Origin of the sequence: Shewanella kaireitica (genome assembly GCF_023284045.1) — a bacterium.
In the GTDB taxonomy this organism is placed as follows: Bacteria; Pseudomonadota; Gammaproteobacteria; order Enterobacterales; family Shewanellaceae; genus Shewanella; species Shewanella kaireitica.
On sequence record NZ_JAKIKQ010000003.1, the window covers coordinates 130467 to 153793 of the forward strand.

Consider the following 23327-nt stretch of genomic DNA (forward strand, 5'->3'; position numbering starts at 1 on the left):
GCTTTTTAGATCGTTGAGTTATTTAACTCAAATTTGTATCACTTTACGCAAATGAATCACGCAGTGGTACTGTTAAATTAAAGACTAGGTTATCTTTTGTTGAATCTTTATTGTCTGCACAGAAGTAACCTTCTCGCTCAAACTGGTAAGCTTTTTCGACTTCAGCATTAACGAGCCCAGCTTCAACAAATCCATGTTTAACCGTTAACGACTGTGGGTTAAGCACTTCGTCAACTGATTCTGCAGCAGCAGGATTAGCATCATTAAATAAACGCTCATACAAACGGAATTCAGCTGGTTTAGCTGTCGTTGCTTCAACCCAATGGATCACGCCTTTAACCTTACGACCGTCACTTGGATTTTTGCCCAATGTTTCGTCATCATAGGTACAGTAAATAGTGGTCACGTTGCCATCAGCGTCTTTATCACAGCGTTCAGCCTTGATGACATAAGCATTACGCAAACGAACTTCTTTGCCCTGCACTAAACGTTTGAACTTCTTATTCGCTTCTTCACGGAAATCATCCGCGTCGATGTAAAGTTCACGCCCGAATGACAGCGGACGTTTGCCCATCTCTTCATTACTTGGATGTATAGGTGCTTGGACTGTTTCAACCTGATTTTCAGGATAGTTTTCAATCACTACCTTAACAGGGTTAATAACTGCCATTGCCCGCGGAGCATGCTCATTTAGCTCTTCACGGATACAAGCATCTAACATGGCAACTTCAATCATGTTCTCTTGCTTAGTCACGCCGATACGTTTACAAAACTCACGAATTGAAGCAGCGGTATAACCTCTACGCCTAAAGCCAGCAATCGTTGGCATACGCGCATCATCCCAACCAGAGACAATGTTACGTGCCACAAGATCGTTCAGTTTACGCTTAGACATTAGCGTGTACTCAAGGTTTAGTCTTGAGAACTCATACTGACGCGTACGGCTTGGAGACTGGAAATCATCTAAATGATCCAACACCCAATCATACAATCTGCGGTTGTCTTGAAACTCTAAAGTACAAAGCGAGTGGCTAATGTTTTCAATCGCATCAGAGATACAATGAGTAAAGTCGTACATTGGGTATATGCACCACTTATCACCTGTTTGATGATGATGCGCAAAGCGTACACGATAAATAATCGGATCGCGCATACACATAAATGGCGATGCCATATCAATCTTTGCTCTTAGCGCACATTCGCCCTCTTTGAACTCACCATTACGCATTTTTTCAAATAGCGCTAAGTTCTCTTCAGGTGTTGTATCACGGTATGGGCTGTTTTTACCTGGCTCTTTTAACGTGCCTCGGTACTCACGAGTTTGCTCTGCATTTAAAAAACAAACGTAAGCTAAGCCCTTAGTGATCAATTCAACGGCGTACTGGTGCAGTTGATCAAAGTAATTTGAAGAGTAACGAATATCGCCACTCCACTGGAAACCAAGCCACTGCACATCATTCTGAATAGAGTGCACATAATCAATGTCCTCTTTTTCAGGATTGGTATCGTCAAAACGTAAGTTACATTGACCTTGATAGTCTTGTGCGATGCCAAAGTTTAGGCAAATAGACTTAGCGTGGCCGATATGAAGAAAACCGTTGGGCTCCGGCGGAAAACGGGTATGCACAGCACTGTGCTTACCGCTGGCAAGATCTTCATCTATGATACTACGTATGAAGTTACTAGGACGTACTTCAGTGTCCACATGACTCATGGAATTCCTCTTTGCGAACGATGGTTAATGGCGAAAAAAGCATAATCCTACAGATCCCCAGTAGGGTCAACGGTTCACGCTTAAAAACACAGGTTAATGGTTACAGCATAGCCATTTAAAGGCAAAAAAGCAGCGAATCATCGCTGCTTTTATCTATACACTCAGATTATACGCTAATACTGCTATTCCGTAATCACTTTAATACCGGGAATAATCGTCTGCGTTTTTCGCCCTTTCCTCTTCAGCCATACATAAAATACAACTAACGCGATAGTAAAGAAGCCAATCCATAAACTTGATTGCAGAGGGTGCTGAGCAAACGTAGCGCCTTGGTAGAATACCGTCGCAGTGCCATATGCTAGACCAAAGGTCCACAATCCTGCGAATGCAGCCCAACGCCCGCCAAATTCGTTTACAAGTGCACCCATTGCAGCAACACACGGAGTGTATAGCAATACAAACAATAGATAGGCAAATGCCGCGGTCACACCAGAGAAACCAGCCTGCAGCGCACTAAAGGTTGAGGTATCAACTTCTAGTTCTTCTGATGCAGACTCTACAGAGGATACATCGCCAACAGAGATAGACAGTGGATCTTCAGGTGCAATACCAAATAGGTTTTCAGGGATCGTTGCCAGTGCTTCAGTAAAGGTTTCAGATAGCGGCGCTAAGTCTTCATCACCAGCACTACTGTCAGAATAAAGACTATTCAAAGTCCCAACAACCGCTTCTTTTGCAAAGATACCGGTGATAATACCCACGGTTGCAGGCCAGTTATCTTGCTCTACACCCATAGGTGCAAATAACGGGGTGACTTTTTGGCTTGCTACACTGAGAACTGACTCAGAGCTATCTTCGTGACCAAATGTTCCATCAATACCGATCGCATTAACGAAGTTGAGTAAGGTGACAACGATGACAATCGTCTTACCCGCGCCCATGATAAAGCTCTTTGTTCGCTTACCTGTTCGCGCCATTACTGTTTTGAACTTCGGCTTTTCATAGCTAGGTAGCTCCATTACTACCGCACTGCTTGAGCCTGGTAGTAACGTGGAACGTAGCAATAAGCCGGTGCCAATCGCAGCAAAAATACCAATCATATATAGCAAGAACACTAAATTCTGACCGGATTCAGGGAAGAAAGCTGCTGCAAATAATGCATATACAGGAAGGCGTGCACCACAAGACATAAATGGCGCCATCATGCCAGTGACGATACGTTCACGCTCACTACCTAGCGTACGAGTCGCCATAATCGCTGGCACTGAACAACCAAAGCCAACAATCATAGGGACGAAAGCTCGTCCAGGAAGACCAATGCGGCGCATCAATCCATCTACAACAAACGCGGCACGCGCCATGTAACCAGAACCTTCAAGTACTGATAGGGCTAGGAATAGCGCTGCAATAACTGGAATAAACGTGGCAACAGTTTGAATACCTTGGCCAACACCACCAGCTACAATAGTCACTAACCACTCAGGAGAACCTAAGCTCGACATTAATGCGCCGAAATGATCAACAAAAATAGCCCCAGCTGCGATATCAAAGAAGTCGATAAATGAGCTACCAACATTAATACTGAACATAAACATTAGGTACATCACAAACAGGAATACTGGGATCCCTGCAACTGGGTGCAGCACCACTTTGTCTAGTTTATCGGTTAATGTTTCGGCATTGTCACTTTTAACTGAACCAGTAAACACCTGCTCAACGAAGTTGAAGCGAGTGGTGGCCACCATAATTTCAATATCTTTACCTTGAGCAGACAACGCTTGAGAATATTGCTCTACCTCACTAACCATTTGACTATTTTTACACTTACCACAGCCTAATCCATTAGCGAGCATCGCCAGTGCACGGCCTCGACTTAATTTGTCATCGGCAGCAAGCAGGTTACTGACACCAGACTCAATTTCAGTATCGTAATCAAGTACTAGAGGCGCTTCAGAAACTTTACCATCGAGTAAAGCAACAAATTGCTGTTTTACCTTCTCAATGTCTTGTTCATCACGTGAGCAGACGGCCACAACAGGACAACCTAGCTCTTTGCTCATCTGTGCTACATCGATATGAATACCACGACTAATCGCAGCATCTATTTTGTTTAGCACTACAACTAATGGAATACCAAGCTCACGCAGTTGTACGGTTAAGTACAAGTGACGTTCAATATTGGTTGCATCAACAAGGTTAATAATACCGTCGATAGGCTGATCAGCAAGATACTGCTGCGCAATCTGTTCATCTAAAGAGCAGTCACAGCTGTTACCAGCAGGTAGTAAGTCATAGATACCGGGAAGGTCAGTAAGAAAAACATCGGTACCTTGCAATGCGAATTGCCCCGTTTTCTTTTCAACAGTAACTCCAGACCAGTTACCTACTTGTTGATTCGACCCAGTAAGAGCATTAAAAAGTGTCGACTTACCCGCGTTAGGGTTACCGACGGTGACGCAATTAAATTGCTTATCCATTCGCTTTTTCAACCTCAATAATATCTGCTAAATCGCGACGCATGCATAACTTACTGCCTCGGATATCTAATTCTACGCCCGAGCCCATTGGTGCTCTGCGGATCAAAGAAAATCGAGTGTTGGGAGTGATCCCCATCGATAGGAGTTTGCGTTTAACAACGGCTGGTAGGTCAATTTGGCCTACTTGAGAAATTCTGGCGAAATCGCCCGGATTTAGTTCACTTAACTTCATTGTGCATCCCACCTAATTACAGGCCTCAACTTTCTTGAATTGATACTGATTCTAAAGGACTGTTGATCTCAATAACTTTACCTAGATCAACATTTCAGACTGTAAACGATAATAATTTTCAATTGTGTTCTCTATTATGTGACAAATCTCTCAACTAATAAATGACCTCAACCCAGATAAATTAGAAATGACTTATCACCCTTAAATATAAATGGTTATTATTTACACTTAATTCAATTGAATAGCTCAGCCCAAGGTGGCGTGACGTAGATCACACTTTGACAATTACCCTTTAAAGATCAGCGATAAAAATAGCTAACCCCACTTATTTGTTATGGGTTTGTCATGTTTTTGTTCTATTATTTTATGTTAGTAATTTACATAATTACTAATGTAACAATTCAAAAAAGAACGCTTAGAAAGCGAATGGAATGGGAATGACATGATGAACAAGACCACAGGATGGTTCTCTACAAAGCTAGTGAACTTGCTAATGCTTACGACTATGGCATTTTGCTTTAATGTCATGTCAGCCCCATGGGACGATCAACCACCTAAAGAGGTTGAAGCACTACTAGATAAAAAATTTGCTGAAGGAAAGTATTCATCTAAAGGTGCTGACACCTGCTTAATGTGTCACAGAAAAAGTCCTAAAGTGATGGCGCTATTCGACGGTGTTCACGGCAATTCCGATGTAAAAGGTTCACCAATGGCAGATCTTCAATGCGAAGCATGCCACGGTCCACTAGGGTCACATAACCGCGGTGGTAAAGAGCCAATGATTACATTTGGTTCAAATTCACCCGTTCCCGCTGAAAAACAAAACAGTGTTTGTATGAGTTGTCACAACGATGATGAACGCATAGCTTGGAGCGGCAATCATCACGACAATGCTGATGTCAGTTGTGCCAACTGTCATCAAGTTCACACTGGACACGACCCAATCGCTGATAGAGCAACTGAAGTTGCAGTATGTACTGATTGCCACACTCAGCAAAAAGCTGACATGAATAAACGTTCTTCTCACCCATTAAAATGGCAACAGATGGTATGTAGTGACTGCCACAATCCACATGGCACGCTTGCAGATGCCAGCTTAAAGCAGATGAGCGTCAATGAAAATTGTTACTCATGCCATGCCGAAAAACGTGGTCCAAAATTATGGGAGCATGCGCCGGTTACAGAAGATTGTGCGTCTTGTCATAATCCACATGGCAGCGTCAACGAAGCGATGCTGATCAGTAAACCGCCTATGTTATGTCAACAATGTCACGCATCTGTTGGACACACCTCAAATGCCGTATTCGGTGGAAACCCCAACGCATTTAATGCGGGCCAAAGCTGTATGAACTGCCATTCACAAGTACATGGCTCTAACCATCCATCTGGCAAGCTGCTACAGCGCTAACAAGGAGTGGCAATGATGAAAAGTATACAGTTCCATATCAATAAGCCGTTGCAGCTTTCTCTAATAGCGTTGGCTGTCAGCGCATCTATAACATCGGTGCATGCAACAGGTTACGGCGTCCAGAATGCCAACCGCGACAAAGCAAAAGTCGAAAAGTGGGAGTGCAAACGCTGCGTAACAACCTCAGGCTTTAATGGCAGTGTGGGCATAGGCGCCGCCTATAATGATGCTGGTGACATTCATTTTGGTAATACGACCGGAACTGATACAGACGGTGCAGTCGGGCATATAGAAGCTGACCTTAATTATCAATCAGAAAATGGTTATCAAACCACAATAACAGCAGACAAACTGGGGTATGACACTGGCAGCGCGGCAATAGAAACTGGCCGAAGAGGCCAATATTCCATCGCTTTAGGTTATCGAGGACTGGCGAACTACGACACCAATGCGGCGCTAACACCCTATATGAATAGTGGAGATCAGCTTTTTCTGCCCGATGATTGGCAAGCAGGTGCAACCACGGGGCAAATGTCGAACCTAAATGACGACATTTCCGATACAGCGTTAAAAACTCAACGTGATAGGTTTTTATTAGAAGCTGACTATAAAGGTAGCTTCTACAAGGCTGATATTAATTACCAGCATGAAAAGCGTGAAGGTAAACGCACTTTTTCCGGTAATTTACTCACCAATAGTGCCATGCTAGCCCAGCCTATTGATGATACAACCGATGAATTTGGTGCAAAAATCTACTTTAACGGTAAAGGTTGGTTAGTCGGCATAGACTCTTCTTTTAGCCAGTACAAGAATGACCATCAAGCCGTTAATTGGGAGTCAGCCTTTACACCCACATTTGGTGCAGCCTATGCAGGACAAAGTGCTGCAGCACCTGATAATAAAGCCTATCGAGTTGGCGCAAATGCACAACTGAATGGTAACGGTCATCAAGTGTTGATGAACTTAAGTGTTGCGAGCTTTACTCAAGATCAAGCTTTCCTACCCGCAACGATAAATGGTCCCTCCCCCGCACTGCCAACCAGTAGCCTTGACGGTCAGGTTGATACCACCGACATGAAACTTAAATACTCTGGCCGACCTTTACGAGGCTTAAGCGTAAGAGCGCGTTATGACTACTCAGATCGAGACAATAAAACAGCACTGAATGCCTATCCACAAGTCATCACCGATAGTTATTATGCAGGCACAGCTGTTAACCCAGAGTATGATCGTACTAAGCAGTTAGTCGATGTTGGCGCGAAATACCGTTTCAACCGCAGTATATACGTAGATGGCGGCTATCGTTATGACCATAACGACTATAGCGATTTAGACCGAGACTCTCTGCAGCAAAATAGCCTCTATGCAAAGCTAAACTACCGAATCTCTCCCGCTTGGTCTGCTTGGTTAAAAGCCGAAGCGAGTGATAGAACAGGAAGTACCTATAAAGCTGTAACGACGACATCAAGTCCAAGTAATCCATATTTAAGAAAGTCATACCTTGCAGATAGACAGCGTCAAGAATATAAACTTAACGTGGCCTACAGTGGCTCAGCTGCATTTTCTGCCAGTGCCAACTTGCATGCTAGCTATGACGATTATAACGATACAGAAATTGGTTTAACTCGGGTTGATACCCAAGGCTACGATATATCAGCCAATTACATGATAAGCGAGAATTTCAATCTTAACGCCTACCTCAACCAAGATTGGCGTGACAGTGACCAAGCTGGTAGCTCAAACTTTGGCTTAGCTAATTGGTATGCCAACACCGATGAGCAATCCACATTAGTCGGTGCAGGGTTAACTTACCAAAACTTGTTAGATAGCAAACTCAATCTTGGCCTAGATTACTCATACGCCGACGGGCAAAGCGATACCAATGTTATTCAAGGGATCACTTCTCCTTACGGTGATTACTTCTCCGAAAAACACAATATTAATGCCTTCGCTAAGTATCAGCTCGCTGAGAAAATGGCATTACGCTTTGATTGGATTTTCGAGAACTATAAAGACTCTGATTGGTTGAACCAAGGTTTATCCGTCGACTCAATCCCCAACGTGCTGACTTTTGGCGATTTAAGCCACGACTATAACGCTCATTATTTTGGCCTGACATTTAGCTACCAAATGTAGCTCTGTCAATAAAAGGAATTCAAGGAAATAAAAATGAAACTGATCACCCAATCACGACTTCATAAAAGTATTCCTCTAGGTCTAATCGCCATATTAGCCGCTTGTGGCGGCGACGACGGTTCACCCGGCAACCCAGGAGAACCGGGAGGACCGCCCGCGTCAGTGATTACCGAGCTAAATATCACAGTCAAAGACGTAGCTTTCGATGCTGGTATTGCCACGGTTAATTACCGCATCACGAATGAGGAAGATGAGCCAGTAGTCGGTATCCCTTCTGCAACTTACCTTGCGGCACAACTGCTACCTATGGGCTACACCAATGCAGGTAATGCGAGTCAATGGCAGTACTTTACCTCGGAGTCTTGTTCAGACGTTTGTGACGGCGAATTTGTCGACCATAAAAACGGTCAATATAGCTACACCTTCAGTGGTGCATTTGACGGCATGAATGACGTCAGCTTTATGCCAGGCGGCACCCAACGTGTGGTCATAAAAATTGGCGGCGATTCTCTACCCGATGGTACAGCACTGCCAATAACCAACCAACATTATGATTGGCAAGATAAAGGTGACACCCCTGCCTACACGCGAAACCTCATCGAGATGGAAACTTGTAACAGCTGTCACAGTGATCTCGCTTTCCATGGTAGTAAATACAACGAAGTTGAAACTTGTGTAACTTGTCATAACACCGATAAGGTCAGTAACCCAGATAATGTTTTTGCTCCTATGGTTCACGGCAAGCATTTAACTGGATTTCCAGGCTCACTAGCAGATTGTCAAACATGTCATGCACCCGATGAGACATTGACTGAAAATATGAACTGGGCACGAGTGCCAACAATGGAAGCGTGTGGTAGTTGCCACACTGATATTGATTTCCCCGCCGGACAAGGACATCCGACTCAGCAAGACAACAGCAATTGTGTCGCATGCCATAACTCAGACTGGACCATGAGTGCCCATAGCCAAGCAGATACTGATGCGGTTCTTGGTCAATTTAGTGTTGAAATTGTCAGCGCATCTTTAAATGGCACAACGGTCGATTTAGCGGTGAGGTTATCTAATCCAGCCACTAACGAGATCTATAGCGATAGCGCCGACAAGCTTAACTTTGTCAATGACCTTAGGGTTTATGCCAACTGGGGCGTAAGTGTTGATTATACAACTCGAAGCGCTAAGTCTATTAAGTTACAAGATATAACGCCTATCTCTGGTAGTGATGGCATCTTTAATTATCAGATAACGGGCTTAACTGTTCCAGCTGAACTTGAGGATGACAAAGGTACCTTAGCTATCCAAGGTAAACTATGTAGTGATGACGATATGCTGGCAAATTGTGCAGATATAGACAATACCACTAACCTGAAATCTAGCCATCAATTCTTTAGTGCTTCTGCAATTACAGATGTGGGTCGCCGAGTTGTTGTGACGAATGAGACCTGTGGTAGCTGTCATGGTGACCAAGAGCTTAATTATCATGGCTCTCGTAATGATCTTGAAGGCCAATGCCAAGTTTGTCATAACCCTAACATGCAAGCTGAAGCGAGCGCTGCTAATCCGTCGGCATCAACAGCCGACTACAAGCACTTAGCTCACACTCTGCATGCAGGGTCACGTGAAAGCTACCCAGATATTAACTACCCAGCCAACATAGGTAACTGCGCCCAATGCCACACAGAAGATGCTTCGGGCGTGCTTACAGCAGCGCTGCCACTTAATAGTGCAGTGCAGCCATTAGCTTTTGACGACGGTAGTTTTACTAGCCCCACGTCAGCCATCTGTAGCGCCTGTCATACCAGTGACACATCTAAGAGTCATATGACCCAGCAAGGAGGTGTGTTTAACGGCACAGAAGCTGATGCAACATCTGGCACAGAAAGTTGTGCCACGTGCCATGGTCAAGGTGCATCGGTCGATGTGTTGGCAGTTCACCCAATAAAATAATAATCATTAGCCCAATAACCTCCGTTATTGGGCTTTCAATGTTTAGTGATGAGAAATGGAACGCAAAATTATGGAAATCAAAACTAGAAGCTCAAAATTCAGTTTGATTGCTCTCGCGAGTGCCGCTTTGTTATTTGGTTGTAGCGACGGTAATGACGGTGAAGATGGTAAAGATGGTGAAGTTGGTTTTTCAATTGCTCAAGCTAACGAGTTGAAAGCGTCCATCTCATCGGCCTCTGTGACTGAAGGTGTGATTGCAGTCGAGTTCACACTCGAAAATGCCAACGGCGTTGCAATCACCGATCTCGACACCTACCAAGCTGTCGACTGGATAGGTATGGGGATCGCGAAATTAATCCCTACTGAAGGCAAAGGTTATAAAACACCGCAATGGGTAAACTACATTAATAGTACTGTTGAACCCGTCGCTGCTAACGTCCCACCAGGATACGAAGACAAAGCGGGTACACAGTTCCAGCCGGGGCTTGAATCTAGCTGTGCTCAGGAGTGTATAGAAAATCTAAGCAGTGGTATGTACCGCTATACCTTCCAACTTAATTTAAATGACGTGCCTGAACTTGAGGGACTCGACTTAACCTTTGATGATAGTCTAACTCACCGAGTTACCATGGAGCTGAGAGCTGATGGTACGGCCAATAAACTCATCAATGCACATTACGACTTTTTACCCTCATCGGGTGAAATGGTCGCAGCAGATGCGACTCGTACAGTAGAGTTTTTAGAACAATCATGTTTACGTTGTCATAGTGACGATTATGACCACCCTTGGGCGTCAAAACTGTTATTCCACGGCGGCAGACGTTTCGATATCGCTAATTGCCAAATGTGTCACACCAGTTACGCAGGAGATCCTGAAACCGGCGCACCAATCGACATGGGCTATATGGTACATAAAATCCATAAGAGTGATTACTTGATGGTGGGTTATGGTGGCAGTATCCACGATTACTCCGAAGTGACCTTCCCTGCTGATATGTATGACTGCCGCGCATGCCATCAAGAAGGCGACACGAGTCCTGTTGACGCGTTTAACTTTAAGCACCATCGCGCATTAGCATGTGGTTCATGTCATTCAGACTCTACCGATCCTGAACAGATAAAAACCGATATGCACGACAGATATATCGAAACCACTGATTGTAGTACCTGCCATGCAGAAAAAGGCGAACCAGGCGCAGCGCACCACTTCACTGATGCAGTCGCTAAAGATAATGCTAAAGACAGCTACTCCGCAACGTTAGTACCAGGTTCAGTGTCAGTCGCGACGGGGATGATGACATTTGATGTGCAATTTGCAGATTCTTCCTTAACGACTCCAGTGATGAGTCCTGATGCCGATAAGCGTATTACATTAAGCGCAATCTATTTTGGCTTTGGTAATGACATCGACTTTGGTTCAGGAACACAAAAAGTGGACCTCCTCGGTTTAACACCAACAGCAGTGAGTGATGGTATTTATCGATACACAACATCGACGTCAATTACAGCCGATACAAACCAAGCAGCTACAGGTGTTATTTCAACCAAAATGTGTGTTGATAGAGATACGCTAATGGGAGTGGCTTGTGGTACAGGTACCGACGAATCGAATAATCCTGCGGTGATCACCGGTGATTTGGTAGCATTCAACCTTAATGGTGATGACAGCGTGATGGCTAGACGAGTCGTGGTAAGTAACGATACTTGTGCAAATTGTCACGACGAAAAGTTCATCGGCAAATTTGGTATAGGTTTCAAACACGGGGGCAGTTACAGTAACTTTGAAGGCGAGTGTCAGATGTGTCATAACCCGACTCGTTCAGGGGCTGACTCTAAGTCGATTCAAGACCATATTGACTTTAAAGTACGTATACATGCACATCATGCCAATAAGCGCTCGATGCAAGATCCAATTACCTTCCCAGAGCACTATGGTAACTGCGCTGTCTGTCATGATAAGGGTCAGCTTAAAATGGATGGACTTGGTGCGATGGTCGCTACACCCTCTACCGATGCAGTCTTAGGTATGGTTGAGTTCTCTCCTATCGCATCAACATGTGTGAGTTGTCATGGTACAAAAGACTCATTAATCTCACATATCCGCAGTAATGGCGGTGCAGCAAATGACACTCGCGGCACTTATGTTCCAGGAAGTGAATCTTGTGCAACCTGCCATGCTGAAGGTAAAACCAACGGTGTTGATTCGGTCCACCCTGTTGAATGGTAGTTGTTGAGCTATTTTTCTAAAATAAAAGCGGCGTTAACACGCCGCTTTTTATTTCGCCACAGAAATCGGGATAAAACCAACGCGCCACATACAAACCCGCAACACCAACACCACAACCCCTATCAACATGCAAACACTTGCCACATAACAGCTACAAGAGAGCCTACCAACACCTTTGAATACCCTGAATAATTAATGATCTAAATCAATTTTAATCTCTAAATTTCGAATCAATTTCAGCCTCAATTAAGATAAGCCTTAGTTATATTAACCCAAGCTTAATAGAGCCTCCACGCCACCGCCAAAGCCTTGTTTTACAAAGACTTATATTGGGTTGAGTTTTTAATATTCTCAAGTTGACTGGCATCACATATATCTTTGTCATTTTTTTTAGAACTACCTCTTTTGGGTAAGATCGTGGTGAGGAAGCTCCTCACGCTGTAAGAGGTAAAAACCTCACAGCAGATAAAAACTATGCAGGGAATAAAATGATGAATCGAATAAAACTCGCAACAGCTGTAAAGTCAGCAATCGGTATCGGCGCACTCTCTTTCGTGCTCGCTGGCTGTGGTAGTGATGGTAAAGATGGCGAAGATGGTAATAATGGTGAAATTGCAGTACACATTGATAGTGTTACAGCAGTCAAAACTGAAGTTGACCTAGCAAGTTACGACGATACAAGTGGCACGCTAACTGTAGAATTTAACCTAACGAACCTAAATGGTGTAGCTGTGACTGGTCTTGAAGATTTAACCGACCCTCTGCGCCTTAGCTATGGCCGAATGGGAACGAGAGCTGAAGCTTTCTTGCCTTATGATATTATCGACTCAGAGGGTAATAGCACAACGGTTGACTCTCGTGGCGATGGTGAGCGTGAAATTTGGTTATCCTACCGTAACAAATCAAAAGATGATTTAGTCACAGGTACTGACAACTGGCGCCCAAATCGTAACTGCCCGGATGGTGAGCAGTGTTTAGAGTATCTCGGCAGCGGTAAATACCGCATTACAGCACCAGATGTCATTGACACTAAGAGCTTAGATTACGGCTACGACGCTACCCAAGTTCAAGGTATTTACTTAATGACTTATGGCGCTGGCGCTAACAAAGTTAAAAATGTTGAAGCTTATTACTGGGAGCCAGCAACAGAGCGCCCTGTCAGCTCGCCAAAATCTGTTTTAGAAAACCAAACATGTACTAGTTGTCACGTCGGCGAAGAACACATTCGTCACGGCAACTACGGCAACACTGCTGACGGCTGTCTTTTCTGTCATACCGATTACACTCAATACGCTGGAACAGGTACTGACAATGAAGGTAATGAAATCAGCTTTACCATTGATGGTTCAATCAAGGGCCTAGCTCACGCAATCCATACCGGTGCCACTGAAGCTGACCGCCGCGATGTTGGCAAGTTTGAAACCGTTATCGGCAATGCAGCAAAGAACCCTGTATTTGGTTATAAATATGACCGTGCAGCGCAAGTCGATGAAGAAGGTAACCCGTTAAAACCGCTTAACTACCCGGCTGTGACTGCTAGCTGTGAAAGTTGTCACGTACAGTACACTGAAACTGAAGAGACATTACCAGAAGATGTAACTGTTCATGCGCTTGACTGGTTTAAAGATATGGACGCTGATAGCTGCCAATCTTGCCACGGTGATTATCATTACGGTGGTCGAACGACTACAGATGAGACCGGCGTTTCATATGTTGGTTGTGTAGCTTGTCACTCTTCAAATGATGGCAATACCCGTGGTGGTGCTTTCCGTCACTTTGCTGGTCACGAAAAAGATAGCCGAGAGTCAGCGATTGAAGCTGGCAAACTTATCGAAACTCAATACAGCAATATCGTTTGGAATTCAGATGTCAGTGAACTGAGCTTTACCGTTAACCTAATGTTAGGCGAACAAGCTGTTACCAGTACTCATACTCCTAGAGTATCAATTTATGCCAACGCAATTGATGCGGCTGCACCTGATGCTTTCCTTGCATCACGCCCTAGTGCAACAGTAACAGCAAATGCAGATGGAAGTTTTGGAGTTGTGGTTGATGCTACAGGAACTGGCTACACGCTACCGGCATTAGCAGAAGCGATTGATAATGGTGCAGACCTTGCCTTATCAGCAAGTTTCAGCGCCTGTTTCACCAATAAAACATCAACTCTCGTTGAACTAGATTTTGAAGGTGAATGTTCTGGGGTTTTAAGTGCCAATGCTGCGAAAACTGAGTTCTTAAAGCTAGACGGCTCAGACGGTGCAGAACGTGCCAGTGCGGTAAATTATGACAATTGTACCAGTTGCCACAATAATGACATGGTTGTTCGTAAAGGCGCTCCGCACTATCGTAATGCAGACCTTCATACCTGTGCTCAGTGTCATGAAGCCGGTGATTACAACAGCATGATTGTCCGAGTTCACGGTACATTTGGCAAAGCGCACGGTCGCGAAGACGTTCAGTCTTTAGTTGATTCTAAGACCTGTACAGCATGTCACGATGATGCAAACTACAGCTTAGAAAATGCTCGTTCGACACCAATGCGCTGGAATCGTAAAGATGAAACATTCTCAAGCCCACAAGCTGGTGTTTGTGCATCTTGTCACGTTTCAGAGAGCTATCAAGACAGCCCACAAGTTGAGTCAGCCAAATCTCACATAGAAAACATGGGCGGCATCGTCGCTGGTACCTATGAAGATGCACAAATGGCCAACGAGACTTGTCTAACTTGTCACAATGCAGACAAAGTAGCGGAAAACCATAAACTAAAATAAGTGATTTAATAGTCGGCTTTGTCGGTTATGACTACTACCTTTTAGTCATCATTTAGTGTTTAAACGCCTAAGCGAGAAGTTTATCTTCTCGCTTTTTTCGTTTTAAATAAAAATGAAACCAATCGACAAACGCGCTAAAGATATAAAACTAATTAACGCCGTCAACACAGACGCTTACCAAAGAACAGCAACGCTGCACTCTCGCAACAAATAACCCACATTTCAGGCAAATATTAGAATGAAATCTTAAGTGATCGTTAAAATAGTCCTAAAAACACACTTTTCTCTCTACCCCTAAAGAAATAGTCTGACCTTAATCACATAAAGCATCTAAAACACCTGCTAAAAATTACGCTGTTAGTTAGCCTTAGAGGTGGAAATAAAATTCCACACACTAAATAAGGGTAAATGAGATTTGTTCTCAAATTGAATCCCTTTTTAGTGATGATTAAAAAACTATTGCAGGGACAAAAATGATGAAATTTTTCAACTTAAGCGCAACTTCAAAAGCGCTACTTACAGCAGGGGTGCTTTCATTAGCAGTTTCTGGCTGTAGTGGTGATGATGGTAAAGATGGCGAAGATGGTAAACCTGGTCCAGTAGGTTCACCTATCGGTGAAGTGTCTCAAGTTAAAGCAGACATTACCTCAGCGAACGTCAGCGAAGACGGTTTCCTAACGGTAAACTTCAACCTTAGTGACGCAAATGGTGCAGCAGTATTCGGTCTTCAACAAGATGGAATTGGTGCAGTATCTTTCGGCCGCGTAGGTTCAGAAGATGAAGTAGGCACAACCGATCTTGAAGGTTCTCCAAGAGACGTTTGGTTAAGCTACTTCAATAAAGACAAAGGTGAAGGCTACTATACTGGCTCTTCATACTTCCAAGGTAAAAACTGTGAAGATTGCCTAACTGATAATGGCGACGGTAGTTACACATTAGTATTAAATAAAGAAATTGATACTTTAGAAAAATATTCTTATTCAGCAGATGCAACAACTGGTATCTATTTAGGTGTTAAATCAGCAAATGATGCTGGTTCAACTCTAGTCAATAACACTTTCTATTACTGGCAACCAAGTTCTGATACCGAACAAGACAAGCCAAAAGCAGTTATTGCCAATGAAACCTGTCAGTCTTGTCACCGCCCAGGTCAAGATGGCTCATTAGCGATGCACGGTGGCAAACACGTCACACTCGAATCTTGTACTTTCTGTCATGCTGATTACAACTCATACATGAAAGATGTAAAAGACGAAGATGGCAATGTAACCGGCAGCGTTGAATTTGATGGTTCAATTAAAGCCATGGCACACGATATTCATAGCCATGCTTACTATAATGGCGTCTACCCACAATCTGCGTCAAACTGTCAAACATGTCACCAAGCAGACGAAAATGTCGCTATGGCAGATGCTTGGAAGGCTGATTTAGATACTGCAACATGTATGAGCTGTCACAACAGCCCATATGCAGTGCCTAGCTGGCACTGGGATAGTGACAAAGGTCAGATTGCAGAAGGTAAAGAAAACTGCGTATCTTGCCATAATGATCCAAACGGCGGCCAACGCGGTGCTGAATCTGGTCACTACCTGAAAAATGATAATGCTCAAGCAGCGGAAACCAAAGTCACTTTCAATAGCATGACTTACAATGCAGCAGCTAAAACAGTTGTCGCTAACATGACTGTTACCAATGGTGATAACACTATTACATTGGCACAAATTGATCCTAGCCCATACAAGTATGGCGGAATGACAAGTGCTATCGTATTTAACGGTGTTGTGAGTGATGACTTCTTGGTTAACTATCAGAAAGTGGGTTACAACCTGTTTACTGCTGGTGCCGATGGTTCTATTGACGTAACAATTAAAGATGTATCTTTGATGCAAACGGGTGATGATCCACATGACTTCTTCCTTGTTGAAGATGTGATGAATACAGCAGACGTTAACGTTGCACTAAGTAGCCAGATTCATGTTTGTTTCGATGGTAAAGGCACAGTTGAAGACTGTGATTTTGACGGAACAACAGTAAGTAACTCAGGCCCTTACGCAAACTCAGACACTGCTTACTTTGAAGTAAACGGCACTGCAGTGACTACCTCTCCACGTGTTCAACACGCAGAGATGGCGGCTTGTCAGCAATGTCATACCACAGCAATTAAGCATCGCTTTAGTAACGACATGGACGGCTGTGCAAGTTGTCACAATGGTACACGAGACAAGAAAGGCACAGGTTCTTCTAACCTAGCTTATATTGCTCATAGCAAGCACTACGTCTATGACAGCTCAGGCGATTTGTTCTTCAAGAAGACTGAATGTCAAGCTTGTCACGGTGAAGATGGTTACTCGCTAAGCAAGATTGTTAGCGACGCAGCACCAGTAGCTTTCGGTAAAGTAACAACAGGTATTGATGCCGAAGGTAAGCCAGTATATGGAGACGAGCAACTTGTTGTGTCACCACAAACTGCGGCTTGTGTAAGCTGTCACCAAGCGCCTTACGGCCTTAATGATGCTACTGCTTCTCATATCCAAGGCATGGGCGGTGTGTTATTGCAAGAAGGTGCTGAGCTAACGACTCTTGGTATTCCAGCGTCTACATATGAAACGCTAAATGTGCAAGAGACTTGTTCTACTTGTCACAATGATAGCCAGATTCTTGAAGCTCATTCAAACTGGGGCAGCAGCCACTAGTTTGTCCGCTAAATAGTTAACGGATATACCACTAAAAAGGGAGGCTTGGCCTCCCTTTTTTAATGAGAGTTATTCCCAAGTCATCAATACAAATTTTCTTACATATTTTGTACATTTAACGTTATTTTAAGCTTCCAAAACGTCGTTTACCCACCCTTACTAATACCTCTTTAGAAATAGAAAGATCCGCATCACACATTAGCACCTAGGCTGCTGATTTTAGCCCTACATTACGTTAGCCTTTCATTGGGGAATCTTATTTCCAGCATTGACTTAAACGGCAATTAAAAAATTACAGTCGGTCTACCCAATCAGGCCACACGTTTGAGACAGTGCCAAACCTATGCAGGGAAAAAATGATGAACGTAAAAAAATCTAAAATTGCACTGCTGCTAGCAGCAGGCGCTGTATCAATGGCCTTAACCGGCTGTGGTGGCGATGATGGTACTGACGGCAACCCAGGTAACCCTGGTGGCCCAGCAGCTGATTACATCAATACGCTGAATCTTAAAGTTACTGACGTGACTTACACTGATGGTCAACCCACTATTAAAGTGTTTGCCACTAACGAAGAAGACCTTCCAGTTATTGGTCTACAAGACCTAGGTGTTGTTGCTGCTCAATTAACACCTCAAGGTGCTACTGGTGCAGGTAATAGTGCACAGTGGACCCGTACAGCTCGCGCTTCTGGCGTTGACAGCTACATAGATAACAAAGACGGTTCATACTCATTTACACTCGAACTTAGCGAATACAGTGCTGACATGACTCAGCGTTTTAACGTATACGCAGGTGGCAAAGGCTCAACACTTGCCGACGGCGCGACAACAGTTCCACGCCGTGAAATAGTTGCAGACTTTGACGGTCAAGGCTATGAAGCCAAGTACACTAAAGACATCGTGTCTCATGAAACTTGTACTAACTGTCATGCTGAAGGTGAGCCGCTAACCACTCGTCACAGCAGCTACTACACGCAAGAAACCTGTGCAACTTGTCACAGCAGTTCAATGTCGACTGAATCTCAGTGGAACCACTTAATCCACAATATTCATAACACTGCGAAGACATTCGAAGATAAGTACGGTAAAGAATATACCGGTGAAGCAGCTGAAGCACTTATTCAAAACAACTGTAAATCTTGTCACGTTGAACCAGAAGCTGATAGCGGTGAGCTAGCTGAATGGGGCAACTGGTCACGTATTCCAACGATGGAAACTTGTACTAGTTGTCACACTAACATCGATTTTGAAGCGGGCAAAGGCCACTCTCAGCAAGCTGATAACTCCAACTGTATTGCATGTCATAACTCAAGCTGGACAGAAGAGCTACACACTAGCAGCTTCGGTGACACTAAAGCACTGATTGATACATACGGTATCAACGTAACTTCTACTATTGATAGCACAACTACAGCTGCCACAATCAGCATTCAAGTTGTTGATTCAACTGGTGCTGAAGTTGATATCAACACTATTTTACCAATGGTACAGCGTTTTGAAGTTATCACTAACGTAGGGCCAAACAACGTCACCCTAGGTTACGGTGGAAAAGACTCAATCAACGCGATTAAGAACGGTGTTGTGGACGCAAAAGCTGCTATCGAAGACGGTAAGCTAGTTTACACAACCACTAAAGATCTTAAGCTAAATACTGAAGCCGGTGCTGATAACGAAACCGCGTTCACCTTCGTTGGTTGGGCTATGTGCTCTGCAAACGGTGAGTTTGTTAAATGTGATGATCCTGACTTTGATGGTAAAGACACTGACAAATACACAGGTATGAAAGCTGATCTTGCTTTCGCAACACTTTCTGGTGAAGCGCCAAGCATGCGTCACGTTGACTCAGTTAACTTCAGCGCTTGTGCAAGCTGTCACTCTGATGAGTTCCAAGTACATAAAGGTGGCCACCATGCAGGCTTCGTAATGTCTGAGCAACTTGCTCACACTAATGATGCTGATGGCATGCCAATCATAGGTGTTGATGCTTGTGCTTCTTGTCACACACCAGATGGCACCTACGCTGGCGGTGTGAACATGGGCGCATTGGAGATGAAACTGCATAAGACTCATAGCCAAGGCGATTATGCTGTTATCCCAGGTATGAACTGTGACCAGTGTCATAGCGATTTCAACCGCGACGCCTTTAAGAAAAAAGGTGCTCTAGCAACTGCTGGCGGTCAATACACCACACCTATCGCAGCAACTTGTGCATCTTGTCACAGCTACAACATGGACAAGTTCAAGTCGCACGTTGAAGGACAAGGCGCACTGGTTAATGTATCTAAAGAAGCAGCGACTGATGCTGCGCAACTAGAAACATGTTTCTACTGCCACGCACCAACACCAGCGGATCACACTGCGGTTAAGATGTAATTTGTGCAGTTCTTCTCAATGACTTAAGTCATTAAGAGTGTTGAAAATAGGGGGAGTCCTCTCCCCCGCTTTCACAAAAATTGTGCAAATTTAGGAAATCGATTATGAAGATCACCAAGAAATTAAAAACCTTACTTCCAGCGCTAGTCGCCTCGGCAGTACTTTCACTTGGCTTTGCTCAAACAGCAGTAGCGTCAAAGTGGGATGCCAAGATGAGCCCTGATGAAGTTGAAGCCACACTAGATAAGAAATTCGCCGAAGGACAATATTCTCCTAAAGGTGCTGATTCTTGCCTTATGTGTCACCGTAAATCAGAAAAAGTCATGGACATCTTTAATGGTGTTCACGGTTCTGTAGACTCAAGCAAGAGTCCAATGGCAGGCCTTCAATGTGAAGCATGTCATGGCCCAATGGGTAAACATAACCGTGGCGGCAATGAGCCAATGATCGCCTTTGGCCCAGACTCTACACTGGCTGCTGAAAAGCAAAACAGTGTATGTATGAGCTGTCACAAAGATGACAAGCGTATGGATTGGAATGGTGGACACCATGACAATGCCGATATCGCTTGTGCTTCTTGTCACTCAGTTCACACAGCCAAAGATCCAGTGTTATCTAAAAATACTGAGATGGAAGTCTGTACTAGCTGTCATACCAAGCAAAAAGCTGACATGAACAAGCGCTCTAGCCACCCAATGAAATGGGCTCAAATGGTATGTAGCGATTGTCATAACCCACATGGAACAATGAGCGACTCAGATCTTGTTAAGCCTAGCGTTAACGATACCTGTTACTCATGCCACGCGGAGAAACGTGGCCCAAAATTGTGGGAGCATGCACCCGTCACTGAGAACTGTGTCACTTGTCACAACCCTCATGGCAGCGTCAATGAAGGCATGCTAAAAACTCGTGCTCCGCAATTATGTCAGCAATGTCATGCCTCGCCTCATAGCGGTCAACCTCAGTTTGGTAATACAGAACAAGGATCGACTGTCGGCGGTAACGCCTTTACCGGTGGTCGTAGCTGTCTAAATTGCCATAACCAGATCCATGGTTCAAACCATCCATCTGGCAAGCTGTTCCAGCGCTAAAGGAGTGAGAAGATGAAATTCAAACTAAATTTGGTCACGCTCGCCCTACTTGCAAGTGCTGGTGCAGTTGCACCTAGCATAGCAATGGCAGACGGCTACGGTATTCAAAATGCGAATACTGACAAAGTGAAGTTCGAAAAATGGGATTGTAAGCGTTGTGCTGTTGAAACAGGTTACAGCGGCTCTATCGGTGTCGGCGTTGGTTACAACGACAGTGACGACATTCACTCAGCGAACGCGTTTGCTGCAGAAGACGAATTCGCTGGTAAAGTTGATGCTGACCTAAAATACTCAGGTAAAAGCGGCTACCAAGCTTCTATTGAGGCTGATAATTTAGGGATGGAAAATGGCAGCGCTGACATCAATGTCGGTAAAGCAGGCCAATACAATCTAAACCTTAACTACCGCCAAATTGCTACCTACAAAACAGATAGCGCTATGAGTCCATACCAAGGGGTTGGGAGTGATGACCTTACCCTTCCTGGTGACTGGGTTCATGCTGGTAGCACCCAAGATATGACCAACTTAAACGCCAGCCTTAATCCACTTGAGCTTTCGCTTAAGCGTAAAAGAGCGGGTTTAGGTATTGAGTATCAAGGTGAGTCGCTATGGAGCACGCATATCAACTATATGCGTGAAGATAAAACAGGCCTTAAGCAAGCTTCTGGTAGCTTCTACAATCAATCAATGATGATTGCAGAACCTGTTGACTACACGACTGATACTTTAGATGCCGGCGTTCGTTTTAGCGGTGACAACTGGTTTACCGCCCTAAACTACAACGGCTCAATGTTTAAAAACGCTTATAGCGAATTGTCTTACGACAACGCGTTTAGCCCAACCTTTGGTGCACAAACCACAGGTTATATGTCACTTGATCCAGACAACGAAGCCCACACTGTATCGTTAATGGGTCAATATGTTGCTGGCAAAACCATCATGAACGGTCGCGTTCATTATGGTCAGATGACCCAAGACCAAGATTTCAATACTTCTGGTTACGGTTATCAAATGCCTTCTGAATCGCTTGACGGTAAAGTTGAAACCACGGGTGCAACCCTTAAGGTTGTGTCTCGTATCAATCGCCAGCTACGCTTAAATGCCAGCTACGATTACAACGATCGTGACAACCAAACCAACGTTCAAGAGTGGACGCAGATCAGCATCGACTCAACAACGGGTCAAGCGGCTTACAACACGCCTTACGACATCACCACACACAAAGCTAAACTAGGTGCAGACTACCGTCTTGCACGTGGCCATAAACTTGAAGGTGGATTCGACTACCGTAAAGATGAGCGCAGCTATCAAGACCGCGAAACCACTGAAGAAAGCACAGTATGGGCAAAATACCGTATCAGCGCATTCGACAAGTGGGACATGTGGGTTAAAGGTAGCTACGGCGAACGTGACGGTTCTGAGTACCAAGCATCAGAATGGACTTCTGGTGAGTCAAATGACTTACTACGCAAGTACAACCTAGCCGACAGAAAGCGTACTCAAGTTGAAGCTCGTGTTACTCACAGCCCAATTGAAACGTTAACCATCGACTTTGGTGCTCGCTATGCACTTGATGACTACAGCGAAACTGAAATTGGTTTAACTGAATCGAAAGATATCAGCTACGATGCAAGTGTGAGCTACCTACTCACTGAAGACATGACTTTGACAGCGTTCTACAACCGTCAAAACATCGATTCAGAGCAAGCTGGCAGCAGCAACCTCTCTACGCCAAACTGGTTTGGTGTAGTAGAAGATCAAGTTGACGTCATAGGCGCAGGGTATAGCTATAACAACCTGATGGAAAAGAAACTGCGTTTAGGCGTTGATTACACTTACTCAGATTCTAATAGTAATACTCAAGTTACCCAGGGGATCACTGGTGACTACGGCGACTACTATGCCAAAGTTCATAACGTGAATGTTTACGCACTTTACCGCGCAACAGACAAAATGGACGTACGCATAGACTACAAGATGGAAAAATACAAAGATAACGACGCTGGCAACGATATTGCGCCAGACGGGATCTGGAACGTGTTAAGTTTTGGCAGCAACAGCCACGACTACAACGCGCACCTAATCATGCTAAGCATGAGCTACCGTTTATAGTTGTTAGCTTCTCTAAAAAACCCGCCTAGTGCGGGTTTTTTTATGTGTACAGTATTGTACGACAACCTGTTTATATCCCTCTCAAAAACGCTCAACACAGCAATATACTTCGCTTTACTAGCAAACTACCAACAATCCTTCTGATTA

12 protein-coding genes are annotated in these 23327 nt (G+C 44.3%); 9 read left to right on the forward strand and 3 right to left on the reverse strand.

Annotated features, from left to right (window positions below; genetic code table 11):
* Nucleotides 1-43 precede the first annotated feature (43 nt).
* The 3 genes from glnS to L2730_RS05650 all read right to left on the reverse strand — a co-directional run bounded on the left by glnS (nucleotide 44) and on the right by L2730_RS05650 (nucleotide 4423).
* Nucleotides 44-1714: a glutamine--tRNA ligase gene (glnS, locus tag L2730_RS05640; RefSeq protein WP_248973694.1), complete on the reverse strand. Its 1671-nt coding sequence runs from the start codon at nucleotides 1712-1714 to the stop codon at nucleotides 44-46.
* A gap of 182 nt (nucleotides 1715-1896) precedes the next feature.
* A complete protein-coding gene (gene feoB / locus L2730_RS05645; protein WP_248973695.1) occupies nucleotides 1897-4191 on the reverse strand; it encodes a Fe(2+) transporter permease subunit FeoB in 2295 nt (764 codons plus the stop codon).
* Entirely contained in the window at nucleotides 4184-4423 is a 240-nt protein-coding gene (locus L2730_RS05650; RefSeq protein ID WP_020913325.1) for a FeoA family protein, read from the reverse strand. The genes feoB and L2730_RS05650 overlap by 8 nt, the downstream gene beginning before the upstream one ends.
* Nucleotides 4424-4916: 493 nt before the next feature.
* On the opposite strand from L2730_RS05650, the gene L2730_RS05655 reads away from it, so the two are divergent.
* From L2730_RS05655 to L2730_RS05695, 9 genes are all read left to right on the forward strand, one after another.
* Nucleotides 4917-5831 carry a DmsE family decaheme c-type cytochrome gene (locus tag L2730_RS05655; protein WP_248973970.1) on the forward strand — a complete coding sequence of 305 codons (915 nt, stop codon included), beginning with the start codon at nucleotides 4917-4919 and terminating at the stop codon, nucleotides 5829-5831.
* A 12-nt stretch (nucleotides 5832-5843) separates the two neighbouring features.
* On the forward strand, nucleotides 5844-7967 hold the full coding sequence (locus tag L2730_RS05660; protein WP_248973696.1) for an MtrB/PioB family decaheme-associated outer membrane protein: 2124 nt from the start codon (nucleotides 5844-5846) through the stop codon (nucleotides 7965-7967).
* 33 nt (nucleotides 7968-8000) lie between these two features.
* Nucleotides 8001-9914 (forward strand): OmcA/MtrC family decaheme c-type cytochrome, encoded by a 1914-nt coding sequence (locus L2730_RS05665; RefSeq protein WP_248973697.1) that lies wholly within the window; start codon nucleotides 8001-8003, stop codon nucleotides 9912-9914.
* A 70-nt stretch (nucleotides 9915-9984) separates the two neighbouring features.
* Entirely contained in the window at nucleotides 9985-12141 is a 2157-nt protein-coding gene (locus tag L2730_RS05670) for an OmcA/MtrC family decaheme c-type cytochrome (protein WP_248973698.1), read from the forward strand.
* Nucleotides 12142-12629: 488 nt separating this feature from the next.
* Entirely contained in the window at nucleotides 12630-14912 is a 2283-nt protein-coding gene (locus tag L2730_RS05675) for a multiheme c-type cytochrome (RefSeq protein ID WP_248973699.1), read from the forward strand.
* Between the two features lie 473 nt (nucleotides 14913-15385).
* Nucleotides 15386-17605 (forward strand): OmcA/MtrC family decaheme c-type cytochrome, encoded by a 2220-nt coding sequence (locus L2730_RS05680; protein WP_248973700.1) that lies wholly within the window; start codon nucleotides 15386-15388, stop codon nucleotides 17603-17605.
* A gap of 356 nt (nucleotides 17606-17961) precedes the next feature.
* Nucleotides 17962-19977: an OmcA/MtrC family decaheme c-type cytochrome gene (locus L2730_RS05685; protein ID WP_248973701.1), complete on the forward strand. Its 2016-nt coding sequence runs from the start codon at nucleotides 17962-17964 to the stop codon at nucleotides 19975-19977.
* 104 nt (nucleotides 19978-20081) lie between these two features.
* The gene (locus L2730_RS05690; protein WP_248973702.1) at nucleotides 20082-21068 is read left to right on the forward strand and encodes a DmsE family decaheme c-type cytochrome; all 987 of its coding nucleotides are present in this window, start codon (nucleotides 20082-20084) and stop codon (nucleotides 21066-21068) included.
* A 12-nt stretch (nucleotides 21069-21080) separates the two neighbouring features.
* On the forward strand, nucleotides 21081-23180 hold the full coding sequence (locus tag L2730_RS05695) for an MtrB/PioB family decaheme-associated outer membrane protein (RefSeq protein ID WP_248973703.1): 2100 nt from the start codon (nucleotides 21081-21083) through the stop codon (nucleotides 23178-23180).
* Nucleotides 23181-23327: the final 147 nt, after the last annotated feature.

Coding starts and splice junctions, on each gene's coding strand:
- glnS (WP_248973694.1), bottom strand. CDS start 1,714: ATGAGTCATGTGGACACTGAAGTACGTCCTAGTAACTTCATACGTAGT.
- feoB (WP_248973695.1), bottom strand. CDS start 4,191: ATGGATAAGCAATTTAATTGCGTCACCGTCGGTAACCCTAACGCGGGT.
- L2730_RS05650 (WP_020913325.1), bottom strand. CDS start 4,423: ATGAAGTTAAGTGAACTAAATCCGGGCGATTTCGCCAGAATTTCTCAA.
- L2730_RS05655 (WP_248973970.1), top strand. CDS start 4,917: ATGCTTACGACTATGGCATTTTGCTTTAATGTCATGTCAGCCCCATGG.
- L2730_RS05660 (WP_248973696.1), top strand. CDS start 5,844: ATGATGAAAAGTATACAGTTCCATATCAATAAGCCGTTGCAGCTTTCT.
- L2730_RS05665 (WP_248973697.1), top strand. CDS start 8,001: ATGAAACTGATCACCCAATCACGACTTCATAAAAGTATTCCTCTAGGT.
- L2730_RS05670 (WP_248973698.1), top strand. CDS start 9,985: ATGGAAATCAAAACTAGAAGCTCAAAATTCAGTTTGATTGCTCTCGCG.
- L2730_RS05675 (WP_248973699.1), top strand. CDS start 12,630: ATGATGAATCGAATAAAACTCGCAACAGCTGTAAAGTCAGCAATCGGT.
- L2730_RS05680 (WP_248973700.1), top strand. CDS start 15,386: ATGATGAAATTTTTCAACTTAAGCGCAACTTCAAAAGCGCTACTTACA.
- L2730_RS05685 (WP_248973701.1), top strand. CDS start 17,962: ATGATGAACGTAAAAAAATCTAAAATTGCACTGCTGCTAGCAGCAGGC.
- L2730_RS05690 (WP_248973702.1), top strand. CDS start 20,082: ATGAAGATCACCAAGAAATTAAAAACCTTACTTCCAGCGCTAGTCGCC.
- L2730_RS05695 (WP_248973703.1), top strand. CDS start 21,081: ATGAAATTCAAACTAAATTTGGTCACGCTCGCCCTACTTGCAAGTGCT.